Source organism: Mesorhizobium sp. Pch-S (genome assembly GCF_004136315.1).
In the GTDB taxonomy this organism is placed as follows: Bacteria; Pseudomonadota; Alphaproteobacteria; order Rhizobiales; family Rhizobiaceae; genus Mesorhizobium.
Genome location: NZ_CP029562.1, coordinates 1,113,915 through 1,127,131, shown reverse-complemented (window position 1 = coordinate 1,127,131; position 13,217 = coordinate 1,113,915). Strand labels below are relative to the sequence as shown.

Sequence of the window (13,217 nt, the reverse complement as noted above, 5' to 3'; positions counted from 1 at the left end):
CGTCCGGCGCACTGCCGTGCTTTCGAGGTCCTGCGGACCTGCGGCGCGACGAAATCCCGGATCGCACGCCGGCACCAGCCTGTTGCAAGCCTCATGTCGCGTCCTGCCATTTTGTCAGGATCGCTTCAGCAGAGATGGCATGTTAGCCATTGCTGACATTGACGCTTGCCGGCTGTCTCTTCATTTTCCCGTCCGAAATTGCGCAACCGTTGAGGGCGCCCATGGCTGGTCCCGATCGTCCCGTGCGGCGCTGGCTGAAGCGCATCGCCATCATTGTGGTCGCCGTTCTGGTACTCGTGGTGGCTCCTGCCGCATACATTCTCTATCCCACCTTCAAGTCCTATCCGGCGATGACGTTTCCGCCGGCAGCGTCGCAGTCCGAGAAGAACCAGCAGGATCTCGACCTGCTGCGACGGCTGCCTGACGTGGAGCGAAGCTTCACAGATCAGACCCGTTCGGCCTTCGAGGTCGCTGTGGACAAGCTTGAGGCACGTGCTCCGGATCTCGACCGCGCCGCCTTTGCGATGGGCGTCGCGCATGCGGTGGCGCTTGCCGACAACGGCCACACCAATGTCGGAGGACTTGTCGGTGGCCATGGCTTCAACGTCCTGCCGGTGCGTCTCGGTTGGTTTGCCGACGGCCTGTACGTGGTTGCGGCCAGTCCTGACCGGCGCGACCTTCCCGGTGCGCAGGTCCTCGCCATGAATGGTCAGTCTCCCGAGCAGATGGTCGAAGCGTTGCGCGCTTATGTCGGCGGCCCCGCCAATCTGGCGCGGGAGCTCTCGCCAAATCTGCTTGTGTCACCGGAGCTTCTCCATGCGGCAGGCCTTGCCGACAGCCCGGATGTCAGCGAGTTCGCATTGCGCCTGCGTGACGGGACGGAGCGCGTGCAGAAGCTCGCCGCCCTGCCGGGTGCGCCGGAACTGCTGCCCAGGAACCCGTGGCCCAGGCGTTATCTGAGCCCCGTTCCCGTTCCGGGCGATACAGGTGCATGGATTCATGTGCTGCAAGGCATCCAGGTTCCGCCGGCGCTGGCGCGTCCCGATCAGTATTTCTGGCATGACTACCTGGCCGGTGGCAGCGTCCTCTATGTCCAGATCAACCGGGTGCGTGACCAGGACGGCAAATCCCTGCATGGCTATCTCGCCGATGTACTGGCCGAGGCGAAGACGCGCCGGATCAGGAACGCGGTGGTGGACCTGCGGTTCAACCCAGGCGGCGACTACACGCAAAGCGCCGATTTCTCGAAGCAGTTGCCCGGGCTCGTGCCGCAGGACGGCAAGGTCCTGATCCTCACCAGCGGTACGACCTTTTCGGCGGCGCTCAGCACGGCGGCGATGCTGAAATACCATGCCGGCGGGCGCGGCATCCTGGTGGGTGAGCCGATGGGCGACCGGTCGAAATTCTGGGGCGAGGGTGGCAATGTCACCTTGCCGAATTCCAGGCTGACGGTCCGCTACACCACCGCCTATCACGACTGGGAAGACGGCTGCGGACTGGCGCAGGTCACGACGTGCTTCTTCCTCAACTACGTCTATGGCACCCCGTCGGGTTCGCTGGCTCCCGCCATTCCTGTCGCGCAGACATTCGCAAGCTATGCCGCCGGTGAGGATGCGGTGCTGGCGGAAGCGTTGAAGCAGGCGAAGTGATCTCCATCACGGCCTGCTGCCTGGGCATTGCCGCCGGTCAGGCATTCGGCAGGAGCCGGGCGATGGCATCCTCGATCAGGGCAGGGATTGCAGCCGGGTCGTCGAGATAGGCGCCTTCCAGCAGGCCGTCCGACAGCGCGACAAGCAGGCCGGCCGTGATTGCGGGAGACGGGTCGCCGCTGGCGGTGCACAGTTTGTGCAGGCTGTCGCGATACCATGCACGGCGCGTATCCACCGCCCGCCGCACCGGGCTCGCCGGATCGGGATATTCCGCCGCGGCATTGAGGAACACGCAGCCCCGGTAGTCGGCATCGGTCGCCGCATTGCCGATGCGTCCCAGGATCGCGGCGATCATTTCGCGTGGTGGCCTGGGCGGCAGAGCGGCCACATAGGCACGCCCCTGCCGGTCCTGTTCTTCGATATGGGCGACGACGAGATCATCCTTCGACGGAAAGTGCTTGTAGAACGTCGCCTTGGCCACACCCGCCTCGGCGATGATGCGGTCGATGCCGACGGCGTGGATGCCTTCGGCGTAGAAGAGCCGGCCCGCCGTATCCAGCAGGCGACGGGCGGGTGGGACGTCGATCATGTCAGCAGTCTTTTGCATGGAGTTGACACTAACAGACAGGTCTGTCTATTTCAATGGTAGACAGACCTGTCTGTCTTTTATCAATCATCAGGAGGAAGACATGCACTCGACCGGTACGTTTGACATCATGCGGCGCTTCAACCAGGCATTCCAGGAACATCGGCCTGCGCTTCTCGACGACCTGATCGCCGAGGACTGCGTCATGGAATCGATCCAGCCGGCCCCCAACGGCACCCGCTACGAAGGCCGCGAAGCCTGCCTTGCCTTCTGGCATGCCATCGCCGCCGATCGCGTTGCCTATTTCGAGCTCGAGGATATCACCGCGATGGGCGACGACGCCGTCATCCGCTGGCGTTTCAATTTCGGCGACGGCGGTTCGGTGCGTGGCGTCAATCTGATGCGGGTCAGGGATGGTCTGATCGTGGAAGCACTCGGCTATGCCAAGTCGCCCGGACAGGCGGCACCGTTGCCGGAGTGATCGGCTGGCGGTCCCCGATTGGAACAAACGATGCGGGCAGTCCGGCCCTTGCCCGTATCGGTTCTTTCACGCTCTGTCTGCTCAGGGGGCAATTGGAAACCGGCAAATTCTGTCGCCCCCCACACACTGCGTCGCCTGCGAAAGGGCAAAGGTGGGCCATGAACGCCATCGCTCAACCATCGGCATTGCGCGAGGAACGCATCGGCTATCTGCTGGTGTTCCTGTCCGCCCTGATGTGGAGCCTTGGCGGCACCATCGCGCGCTTCATAACGATCGATGACAGCTGGACGGTGGTGTTCTGGCGCTCGGTCTGGGCAGCCGCCTTCCTGATTGCTTTCATGGCATGGCGCGACGGTCCGCGCGGAACGCTGAAGCTGTTCCGTGACATGGGGCTGCCGGGTCTTGCGGTCGCCGTCTGTTTCGCCACCGCTTCCACCTGTTTCGTCGTCGCGCTCTCCTACACCAAGGTCGCCAACATCCTGCTCATGCAGGCTGGCGTCCCCTTGCTGGCGGCGCTGCTGAGCTGGCTGCTGTTTCGCGAGAAAGTCTCTGCTGCCACCTGGGCGGCGATCGCCGGCGTGATTGTCGGCGTCGCCATCATGGTCTCGGAATCGCTCGGCGGCGCCGTGTCGCCGATCGGCGACGGGCTGGCGCTGCTCATCGCCTTCATGTTTTCGATCGCCACCGTCATCACCCGTCGCTTTGCCCAGGTGCGCATGACGCCGGCCACCTGCCTCGGCACGATCCTTGCCGCGCTTTTTGCCGCTTCGCAGGTTGGCCAGTTCGCGGTTTCGCCGCGCGACATGGGTTTCCTGTTCGCCTTCGGCGTCATCAATCTCGGCGTAGGCCTCGCCTTCTTTGCCACCGGCGCCAGGCTGGTTCCGGCGGCCGTGGCGGCACTGCTTGGCACATTCGAGCCCATCCTGGGGCCGATCTGGGTCTGGCTGGTGCATGGCGAGGTGCCTTCCGCCCGCACCATGGTCGGGGGTGTCGTCGTCGTTGCCGCCCTGCTCGTGCATATCGGCCTGGAGCTGCGGCGGCAGTCGCGGCCGGCGCGACCCGGCACCACCGGCATCCCGTCGCCCACCTGACACAAACCGAGATTTGATTGTCAGGAGCGATTGGAACATCTTTGCCCATTGACAAGCCTGCTGCGCGACGGGCAGGCTGCAGATGCGGCAACAACAAGACAGGCGCATCTTGCCACGTGACAGAGCCGGCCAAACCAGGATCGAGCTTCATCGCCTAGGTCTGCCAATCGGGCAGACGCGGGCGGTAGTTCCCCCAAACAGCCACCACGGCTGCATTTCGCCTTTCTATCGCACGCAGTCCAGGCACCGCCGTTTCGGCGGCATGTCGTCCGTTGCCACAACACCATTCGACAATGCATGCCGGATCTCGGCCACCGTGCCGTCCGGCAAGGGAACACTGACAAAGGGAGTTTGAATGATGATCCGCAAAGCGATTTTGCTGGCGGCGACGGCCGTGGCGTTGACGTTGCCGACGCTGGGCACGCAGGCACAGGAGCGTGTCGTCAACGTCTACAACTGGTCCGACTACATCGACCAGTCGATCATTGCCGACTTCACCAAGGAAACCGGCATCAAGGTCGTCTACGACGTCTATGATTCCAACGAGATCCTGGAAACCAAGCTGCTGGCAGGCGGCTCGGGTTACGACGTCGTCGTGCCGACCGCGACGCCGTTCCTGGTGCGCCAGATCGCTGCCGGCGTCTACCAGAAGCTCGACAAGTCCAAGCTGCCGAACCTGGCCAACATGTGGAACGTCGTGCAGGAGCGCGTCGCTGCCTTCGATCCGGGCAACGAGTACTCGGTCAACTACATGTGGGGCACCACCGGCATCGGCTATAACACCAAGAAGATCAAGGAAGCGCTCGGCGTCGACACCATCGACAGCTGGGACACGGTGTTCAAGCCGGAAAATCTCGCCAAGCTGAAGGACTGCGGCGTGATGATGCTGGATTCGCCGACCGACATCCTGCCGACCGCACTCAACTACCTGAAGATCGATCCGAGCTCGAACAAGGCCGAGGATCTCGCCAAGGCTGAGGAGCTGATGCTGAGCATCCGTCCGTCGGTGCGCAAGTTCCACTCGTCGGAATACATCAACGCGCTCGCCAATGGCGACATCTGCCTGGCCGTCGGCTTCTCGGGCGACCTGTTCCAGGCGCGCAACCGCGCCCAGGAAGCCAAGGCCGGCGTCGAGATCGCCTACACGATCCCGAAGGAAGGCGCCGAGATGTGGTTCGACCAGATGGCCATCCCGGCTGACGCCAAGCATCCGGCAGAGGCGCTGGAATTCATCAACTACATGATGAAGCCGGAAGTCATCGCCAAGTCGTCGGACTATGTCTTCTACGCCAACGGCAACAAGGCTTCGCAGCCGCTGATCAACAAGGAGATCACCGGCGATCCCACCATCTACCCGACCGAAGACGTGATGAAGAAGCTCTTCACGGTCAAGCCATACGATCCCAAGACCCAGCGCATCATCACGCGCATCTGGACCAAGGTCATCACCGGACAATAAGCACCACAAGGACAACCCCGGCAGCCCGGCTGCCGGGGTTCTTTTCGGGGAACCAGGCAATTCCGGGAAAAGTGCGTAGCGGTTTTCCGGCAGGGGTTGCGTAAAAGCAAGGAGATGGAGCGGTTCGCCGTTTCCCTGAAACGGCAGACTGCTCTGGCGTATCGGTCCGAAAATCGAGATCGGTTTTTGGAAGGCGCGATGCGTGGATTCAAAGTGTTGGAACGTCCTTTGCGTGTCCGGATGGATGCGCGGCGTGCTGACAGAACGGGAGTGGGACAATGAAATCGCTGGGCAGCATCCGCAGAGACTTTGCGCCGTGGAACGATCCGAACGCAAAGCCTTATATCCAGTTTGAAAACGTCACCAAGCGGTTCGGCGACTTTGTCGCCGTCAACAACTTGTCGCTGACCATCTACGAGCGCGAGTTCTTCGCGCTGCTCGGCGCATCGGGCTGCGGCAAGTCCACGCTGCTGCGCATGCTGGCGGGCTTCGAACAGCCGACTTCGGGGCGCATCCTGCTCGACGGCGAAAACCTCGCAGGCACGCCGCCCTACCGGCGCCCGGTCAACATGATGTTCCAGTCCTATGCGCTGTTCCCGCACATGACGGTGGAAAAGAACATCGCCTTCGGGCTGAAGCAGGAAGGCATGCCAAGGGCCGATATCGAAAAGCGCGTCGCCGAGATGCTCAAGCTGGTCAAGCTCGAGCCTTTCGCCAAGCGCAAGCCGCACCAGCTTTCCGGCGGCCAGCGCCAGCGCGTCGCGCTTGCCCGCTCCGTCGCCAAACGCCCGAAGGTGCTGCTGCTCGACGAGCCGCTCGGCGCGCTCGACAAGAAGCTGCGCGAGGAAACCCAGTTCGAACTGATGGACCTGCAGCAGGAACTCGGCCTGACCTTTGTCGTCGTCACCCACGACCAGGAGGAGGCCATGACCATGGCCGATCGCATCGCCATCATGGACAAGGGCGAGGTCATGCAGGTGGCGACGCCTGCCGAAGTCTATGAGGCGCCAGCCTCGCGCTTCGTCGCCAACTTCGTCGGCAATGTGAACATGTTCGAGGGCAAGGTCGCCGAACGCACCGAAAAGACCGCGAGGATCACCGGCTCGACCGGCGCGCAGATCCTGGTCGAGAATGCCGGTGATGCCGCTGCCGGCGCCGACGTCGCCTTCGCCATCCGCCCGGAAAAGATCCGCATCTCCTCGGCCAAGCCGGAAGGTTCGACCAACGCGCTGGAAGGCGAGGTCTACGACATCGCTTATCTCGGCGACATGACCGTCTACCACGTCAAGTTGAGCGACGGGCAGATCGTGCGGGCGCAAAGCATGAATGCCGCGCGCATCTCGGACGATCCCCTGACCTGGAACGACCGTGCCTGGGTTTCCTTCCGGCCTGATGCCGGCGTCGTGCTGACGCGATAGGGGGCGATCATGGCGGGTGCTACCCTTGCGACCACCACAGCCGGCGCCGCTCAGGCCCAGGCTGCTCCGCAGCAGGCTACCAGCTTCACCGGCAAGCTGGTCATCATCATTCCTTATGTCTTCCTGTTGGTCTTCTTCCTCGTCCCCTTCTTCATCGTCTTCAAGATATCGCTGTCGCAAACGGCGATCGCGATGCCGCCCTATACGCCGGCGCTGGATTTCAGCGGCGGCATCTCCGGCATCATCGGCCAGCTGAAGGAACTGAATTTCGACAACTACATCTTCCTCACGGAAGACCCGCTCTACATCAACGCCTACCTCACCAGCGTCATCGTCGCCGGCATATCGACCTTGCTCACCCTGCTTGTGGGTTATCCGATCGCCTACGGCATGGCGCGGGCGCCGGCGACGCTCAGGCCGACGCTGCTGATGCTGGTCATCCTGCCGTTCTGGACGTCATTCCTGATCCGCGTCTATGCCTGGATCGGCATCCTGAAACCGGAAGGCCTGCTCAACCAGCTTCTCTTGAGCACGGGCATCATCAGCGAGCCGCTGATCATCCTCAACACCTACACGGCGATCTTCATCGGCATCGTCTATTCCTACTTGCCATTCATGGTGCTGCCGCTCTATTCGGCGCTGGAGAAGATGGACTATTCGCTGGTCGAGGCTGCGCAGGATCTTGGCTGCCCGCCGATCACCGCCTTCTGGAAGATCACCTTCCCGATGTCGCTGCCCGGCGTGCTGGCCGGCAGTCTGCTGGTCTTCATCCCGGCCGTCGGCGAATTCGTCATTCCGGACCTGCTCGGCGGCTCGCAGACGCTGATGATCGGTCGCACGCTGTGGAACGAGTTCAACGCCAACCGCGACTGGCCGGTGTCTTCGGCGGTGGCGGTGCTGCTGCTGCTGGTGCTGATCGTTCCGATTGTCATCTTCCAGCACGCCCAGGCGCGCGCTCAGGAACAGGGGCGCTGACATGAACACGACCTGGAGCCGTTTCAACATCACCTCGGTCACGCTGGGCTTTGCATTCCTGTACCTGCCCATCGTGCTTCTGGTGATCTTCTCCTTCAACGAATCGAAGCTCGTCACCGTCTGGGGCGGCTTCTCGACCAAATGGTATGTCTCGCTGTTCCAGAACCAGGCGCTCATCGATGCCGCCTGGGTCACCATCCGCGTCGGCCTGATCTCGGCCACCGTGGCGACGGTGCTGGGCACGCTGGCGGCGCTCGCGCTGACCCGCTACACCCGCTTCCGCGGCCGCATGTTGTTCTCGGGTATGGTGTTTGCGCCGCTGGTCATGCCGGAAGTCATCACCGGCCTGTCGTTGCTGCTGCTGTTCGTTGCAGTCGGCCTCGATCGCGGTTTCTTCACGCTGACGCTGGCGCACATCTCCTTCACCATGTGCTTCGTCGCCGTCGTCGTACAGTCGCGCCTCGTCACCTTCGACCGCTCGCTCGAGGAAGCGGCGATGGATCTCGGCGCCTCGCCGGTGGCCACCTTCTTCCAGGTGACGCTGCCGGTCATCCTGCCTGCCATCGTGTCGGGCTGGATGCTGGCCTTCACCCTGTCGCTGGACGATCTGGTGACGTCGTCCTTCACCTCGGGGCCGGGTGCGACGACGTTGCCGATGAAGATCTACAGCCAGGTCCGCCTTGGCGTGACGCCGGAGATCAACGCCGCCTGCACGATCCTGATCGCGATCGTGGCAACAGGCGTGATCATCGCCTCGGTCGTCAACAAGCGCCGCGAAGTGCAGCGGCTGCGCGACGAACAGGCGGCCCTGCGGGGATAGATATTCGTGATCCGGAATAGAAAAGGCAGCTTCGGCTGCCTTTTTTATTCGTCCGTCTTGCGCCGCGTGATCGGCGACACGAATGGCGTTGTCCAGGTGCCGCCGACGAAGAAGGTCGCTTCGTTGCCGCCGTTGCCGGGTGTGGTGGGGGCAGGCGTCGTTGCCGGAGGTGGCGTCGTGGACGTGGTCTGGTTGGCTGGAGCCTGACCGTCCGGAACGGTGCCCGGTTGCGCCGGTGCCGGCTGGGCCTGAGGTGCCGGAGGCGCCGGCTGGGCCGCCGGCTTCTGGATGACGCCGCCTGACAGCGCCAGCCCGCGCCCTGCATAAGGCACGATGCCCGACAGCCAGATCTTGGTCTGGCCCGACTTCGCCTCGGCTCGGTCGATGCGGGCGACGCCCTTGGCGATGCTGGCCTTGAGCTCGGCTCCGTCGATGGCCAGGGTGCCGTCTGCGACCTCGTCGAGCGCGAAGAAACCACCGTCCTCGGCGTGTTTCAGGAAGGATGGGAGGTTCAGCGAGGTGAGATTGCCCGGGCCGAAGGTGGCCGAAACCGACCCGTCTGCATTCTGCAGGATCGAATTCCAGGATTTGCCGGGGCCTTTCAGGATCAGCGACACTGTGCCGGTTCCTGTCGGCATCAGGCGCGTCATGCCTGCGGCCGAGGTGAATTCGGCGCCGTTGATGTCGGAAGCCAGCAGCTTCATCTCGACCTGGGTGCCTTCCGGACGCAGATCGAAGCGCAGGCTTGCCTGGATGTTGCCGCCGAAGGCGCCGGCGTCGGAAATGTCGAAGACGGCGAGGCCGTTCTTGACCTGGGCGGTGCCGGCCATGTCGGCAAGCTGGATCGGTCCGGCGGTGGCATGCGCTGCCGACAGCCGCAGATCGAGGTTGAAGCGGTCGGCGAAGGACGTGTCGATGGCGTCGAGATCGCCGGGAGCGGCGGCCGTCGTGGTGAAGGCGGCGAGGAAGGCCGCCAGATTGACGGTATCGAAGGCCATGGTGCCGGAGATCACCGGCAGTGCATCGTTGAAGGAAAGGTCGAGCGCGCCGGTGCCGGGGTTCTTGTCGACCGTCATTTCGGCATTGTCGAACTTGATCCGGTCGCTGTTGCCGCTGACCTTGCTGCTGACGGAGACGGGACCGGTGGTGGCGCCGGGTGCGATGCCGGCCCGCAGCCAGTAGAGCGCGCGCCGCAGCGACGGCGCCGAGAACTTGGCCTGGCCGTCGAAGAACGACTTTGCGGAGAAGTTGCCGTTGCCTTCGAACGAGAGATTGGCCGGCGGCGCCTTGAGCGACACGGTGAAGGGGGCAGCACCGCCCGCCAGCAACAGCATGGGCTGCGGTGAATTGGCCTCGACGGACACGCTTTCGCCGCGCCAGGTGCCGTTGGCCGTCAGCGAGCCCGACGCATTCAGCGCCTCCCAGTCGACCATGCCCGACAGCCCGGTCACGACGTCTTCTTCCGAACCATCGACGCTGGCGACGACACGGCCGTCGCGGAATTCGATGCTGCCGAAACCTTCCTTGGGCAGCTTGACGACGTCCGGCTTGCCGGGGTTGGCCTTCACCGTTTCCCGGGCGGCGTCGATGGCGCGCGCGACGCGCCCGCCCGACGGTACGGAAGGCAGAAGCATCCCATGCTCGGCGGGCTCGATGCGGAAAATCGGCTTGATCAGCTGCACGCCGGAGAACACGACATCGCCGCGCAACGCCGCCATCGCCGACAGGTCGATGTCGATCCGTTCGGCCTGCATCACCGGCGGAGCCTTGTCATCGCTCCATTTCGACAGCGTGACGCCTGACAGCGTGGCGCGGAACTGCGGCCAGATCGAAATCTCGGGCGTGCCTTCGATGGTGACGCGAAAACCACTCCAGGCGCTCATTTCCCATGCGATGCGGTCGCGCACGATGCGATTGGACGCAAAATAGGGCACGGCCACGAACGCCAGGACGGCGACGATGACCGCAATCGATACAGCCCAAATGGCCCGCCAGATCAGGGGTGATGGCATCTGGTCCTTAGCGTTTCAATTCCACCGCATGAAGGGGTGTAAACCGAGAGCAACTCCAGGAAAAGTGTGTAACGGTTTTCCGTCCGGAATTGCGCGAAAACAAAAAGTTAGAGCGTTTCCGCGTTTTCGTGAAAAACGGAAACGCTCTAGACGGCTGCATTTCAAGTCTTTGTGACCATGCGATGGCGATAGCACACATCCTGTCGCAATCCGCCGACCTTGCGTTGTTGCGTTGCAGTATGCTTAACGGGTGACGCCACGGGAGGAACATTGATGGCAGCAGATACCCCCCTTTGGAGCCCATCGGAAGCACGGATCGCCGAGGCGCCGCTGACCGAGTTCACGCGCGCGGCCGAGCGGGCAAGCGGGCAGAGCTTCGCCAGCTATCGCGATCTGCATGCCTGGTCGGTGGCGGAACGCGAAGCGTTCTGGGATTTGGTGTGGGATTTCTGCGGTATCACGGGCGACAAGGGCGAAACGGTGCTCGCCGACGGCGACAGGATGCCGGGCGCGCATTTCTTCCCCGATGCCCGGCTGAATTTTGCGGAAAACCTGCTCAAGAAGAGCGGTTCCTCCAACGCGATCGTGTTTCGCGGCGAGGATCAGGTCGAGCGGCGCCTGTCGTGGGACGAGCTGCACGCCAGGGTCTCACAGCTTCAGCAACTGTTCGTGAAACTTGGCGTCAGGCAGGGCGATCGCATCGCCGCGATGATGCCGAACATGCCCGAAACGGTTGCCGCCATGCTTGCCGCCACCTCGATCGGCGCGGTGTGGTCGTCCTGTTCGCCCGATTTTGGCGAACAGGGCGTGCTCGATCGTTTCGGCCAGATCGAGCCGGTCGTCTTCATCGTGCCGGACGGCTACTGGTATGCCGGCAAGGCCATCGAGGTCGCCGACAAGGTGGCTGCCGTCGTCTCGAAGCTGAAAAGCCTGCGCAAGGTGCTGGTGGTCGACTATCTCGGCACGGCCGAGGATGTCGCCGCCACGATCGAGGGCGCGGAAGCGCTGGAGATGGCGCTGCAGCCCTTCGCGGCCAAAGCCGTCACGTTCGAGCGACTGCCTTTCGCGCATCCACTCTATATCCTGTTCTCCTCCGGCACGACCGGAATTCCGAAATGCATCGTGCATTCGGCCGGCGGCACCTTGATCCAGCATGTCAAGGAACTGCGCCTGCATGCCGGCCTCGTCGAAGGCGACCGCTTCTTCTATTTCACCACCTGCGGCTGGATGATGTGGAACTGGCTGGTTTCGGGCCTGTCCTGCGGCGCAACGCTGCTGCTTTATGATGGTTCGCCCTTTCACCCCTCCGGCAATGTGCTGTTCGATTTCGCCGACGCCGAGAAGATGACCTATTTCGGCACGTCGGCGAAGTTCATCGATTCGGTGCGCAAGGCCGGGCTGAAGCCGATCACCACGCACGATCTCTCCACAGTTCGCACCATCTCCTCGACCGGCTCCCCGCTGTCGCCAGAAGGCTTCCGTTTCGTCTATGAAGGCATCAAGCAGGATATCCACCTCGCTTCGATTTCGGGCGGCACCGACATCGTCTCCTGCTTCGTGCTGGGGGTGCCGACCGAACCTGTCTGGGAAGGCGAGATCCAGGGGCCTGGACTCGGCCTCGCCGTCGATGTCTGGGATGACGACGGCCAGCCGGTACGGCAGGAAAAGGGTGAGCTGGTCTGTGCCAGGGCGTTCCCGGCCATGCCGATCGGCTTCTGGAACGATCCCGACGGCAAGAAGTATCACGGCGCCTATTTCGAGCGCTTCGACAATGTCTGGTGCCACGGCGACTTTGCCGAATGGACCGAACATGGCGGCATGATCATCCACGGCCGCTCGGATGCGACGCTGAACCCGGGTGGCGTGCGCATCGGCACGGCAGAGATCTACAACCAGGTCGAGCAGATGCCGGAAATCCTCGAGGCGATCTGCATCGGCCAGGATTTCGATGACGACGTGCGGGTGGTGTTGTTCGTGCGGCTGGCTTCCGGGGTCGTCCTCGACGAGGCGCTCGAGAAGAAGATCAAGGCCAAGATCCGCACCGGCGCCAGCCCGCGCCACGTGCCGGCCAGGATCGTCGCCGTCACCGACATCCCGCGCACCAAGTCGGGCAAGATCACCGAGCTTGCCGTGCGCGATGTCGTGCATGGCCGCGCCGTCAAGAACAAGGAAGCACTCGCCAATCCCGAAGCGCTCGACCTGTTCAGGGATCGGCCCGAACTGCGGAGCTGAATGGATAGTCGGATAAAGAAGATGGTAAACAAAGCGTAGCGCCCAAATTTACCGCGTTTTCACAAGTGGTACACTTTCGTAAATTTTTCCGCGGTCCGGTAAGGATTTGTTTACGACCCGGCCCGGATAGTCATGGGTAACTTGAGGGAGAAATCCCATCCCGCCAGGCGGGAACAGTATCGCTCAAGCCCGTTGTGACAAATTCCTCTTCAGGCGCCCGCTGGGCGCCTTTTTTCTTAGAGGCCGTTTGAAACTCCACAGCGCCATTTTCAGGTTTGCGGTGCGTCCCTCGAGGTTCGCCCGCTTGGGTTTTGCCATCTTTCCAATGTCTTGCGGGCTCGCACCTCAGGATGAGGACCGTCGTGTCGCTTCGGGAGAACTCCGAGGTGCCCCGGAAACTTGGGCGTCGTTAAACAACGGCCCTCATCCTGAGGTGTGAGCCCGCGGGGCGGTGGAGAGTAGGCGCAATCGTAGCCGGGCGAGCCTCGAAGGAC

10 protein-coding genes are annotated in these 13,217 nt (G+C 62.9%); 8 read left to right on the top strand and 2 right to left on the bottom strand.

The window, feature by feature from the left end; translation table 11 throughout:
* The first annotated feature begins 221 nt into the window (after positions 1 to 221).
* Positions 222 to 1,649, top strand: a complete 1,428-nt coding sequence (locus C1M53_RS05215; RefSeq protein ID WP_129411271.1) for a S41 family peptidase — start codon at positions 222 to 224, stop codon at positions 1,647 to 1,649.
* A gap of 37 nt (positions 1,650 to 1,686) precedes the next feature.
* On the opposite strand, the gene C1M53_RS05210 is transcribed toward C1M53_RS05215, so the two are convergent.
* Entirely contained in the window at positions 1,687 to 2,256 is a 570-nt protein-coding gene (locus C1M53_RS05210; RefSeq protein WP_245488459.1) for a TetR/AcrR family transcriptional regulator, read from the bottom strand.
* A gap of 82 nt (positions 2,257 to 2,338) precedes the next feature.
* Here C1M53_RS05210 and C1M53_RS05205 point away from each other — a divergent pair, with 82 nt between their 5' ends.
* The 6 genes from C1M53_RS05205 to C1M53_RS05180 all read left to right on the top strand — a co-directional run bounded on the left by C1M53_RS05205 (position 2,339) and on the right by C1M53_RS05180 (position 8,479).
* Entirely contained in the window at positions 2,339 to 2,716 is a 378-nt protein-coding gene (locus C1M53_RS05205) for a nuclear transport factor 2 family protein (protein WP_129411269.1), read from the top strand.
* Between the two features lie 158 nt (positions 2,717 to 2,874).
* Positions 2,875 to 3,807: a DMT family transporter gene (locus tag C1M53_RS05200; protein ID WP_129411268.1), complete on the top strand. Its 933-nt coding sequence runs from the start codon at positions 2,875 to 2,877 to the stop codon at positions 3,805 to 3,807.
* Positions 3,808 to 4,165: 358 nt separating this feature from the next.
* A complete protein-coding gene (locus C1M53_RS05195) occupies positions 4,166 to 5,266 on the top strand; it encodes a polyamine ABC transporter substrate-binding protein (protein WP_129416030.1) in 1,101 nt (366 codons plus the stop codon).
* Between the two features lie 278 nt (positions 5,267 to 5,544).
* On the top strand, positions 5,545 to 6,684 hold the full coding sequence (locus C1M53_RS05190; RefSeq protein WP_129411267.1) for an ABC transporter ATP-binding protein: 1,140 nt from the start codon (positions 5,545 to 5,547) through the stop codon (positions 6,682 to 6,684).
* Positions 6,685 to 6,693: 9 nt separating this feature from the next.
* On the top strand, positions 6,694 to 7,659 hold the full coding sequence (locus tag C1M53_RS05185) for an ABC transporter permease subunit (RefSeq protein WP_129411266.1): 966 nt from the start codon (positions 6,694 to 6,696) through the stop codon (positions 7,657 to 7,659).
* Position 7,660: 1 nt separating this feature from the next.
* Entirely contained in the window at positions 7,661 to 8,479 is an 819-nt protein-coding gene (locus C1M53_RS05180; RefSeq protein WP_129411265.1) for an ABC transporter permease subunit, read from the top strand.
* 44 nt (positions 8,480 to 8,523) lie between these two features.
* Here the strand turns inward: C1M53_RS05180 and C1M53_RS05175 are convergent, their stop codons facing one another.
* Positions 8,524 to 10,491: an AsmA family protein gene (locus tag C1M53_RS05175; RefSeq protein ID WP_129411264.1), complete on the bottom strand. Its 1,968-nt coding sequence runs from the start codon at positions 10,489 to 10,491 to the stop codon at positions 8,524 to 8,526.
* A gap of 273 nt (positions 10,492 to 10,764) precedes the next feature.
* On the opposite strand from C1M53_RS05175, the gene C1M53_RS05170 reads away from it, so the two are divergent.
* Positions 10,765 to 12,723 carry an acetoacetate--CoA ligase gene (locus C1M53_RS05170; RefSeq protein ID WP_129411263.1) on the top strand — a complete coding sequence of 653 codons (1,959 nt, stop codon included), beginning with the start codon at positions 10,765 to 10,767 and terminating at the stop codon, positions 12,721 to 12,723.
* Positions 12,724 to 13,217: the final 494 nt, after the last annotated feature.

Bases quoted from the DNA above. Each gene is read 5' to 3' on its own strand.
- C1M53_RS05215 (WP_129411271.1), top strand. From the start codon at position 222: ATGGCTGGTCCCGATCGTCCCGTGCGGCGCTGGCTGAAGCGCATCGCC.
- C1M53_RS05210 (WP_245488459.1), bottom strand. From the start codon at position 2,256: ATGCAAAAGACTGCTGACATGATCGACGTCCCACCCGCCCGTCGCCTG.
- C1M53_RS05205 (WP_129411269.1), top strand. From the start codon at position 2,339: ATGCACTCGACCGGTACGTTTGACATCATGCGGCGCTTCAACCAGGCA.
- C1M53_RS05200 (WP_129411268.1), top strand. From the start codon at position 2,875: ATGAACGCCATCGCTCAACCATCGGCATTGCGCGAGGAACGCATCGGC.
- C1M53_RS05195 (WP_129416030.1), top strand. From the start codon at position 4,166: ATGATCCGCAAAGCGATTTTGCTGGCGGCGACGGCCGTGGCGTTGACG.
- C1M53_RS05190 (WP_129411267.1), top strand. From the start codon at position 5,545: ATGAAATCGCTGGGCAGCATCCGCAGAGACTTTGCGCCGTGGAACGAT.
- C1M53_RS05185 (WP_129411266.1), top strand. From the start codon at position 6,694: ATGGCGGGTGCTACCCTTGCGACCACCACAGCCGGCGCCGCTCAGGCC.
- C1M53_RS05180 (WP_129411265.1), top strand. From the start codon at position 7,661: ATGAACACGACCTGGAGCCGTTTCAACATCACCTCGGTCACGCTGGGC.
- C1M53_RS05175 (WP_129411264.1), bottom strand. From the start codon at position 10,491: ATGCCATCACCCCTGATCTGGCGGGCCATTTGGGCTGTATCGATTGCG.
- C1M53_RS05170 (WP_129411263.1), top strand. From the start codon at position 10,765: ATGGCAGCAGATACCCCCCTTTGGAGCCCATCGGAAGCACGGATCGCC.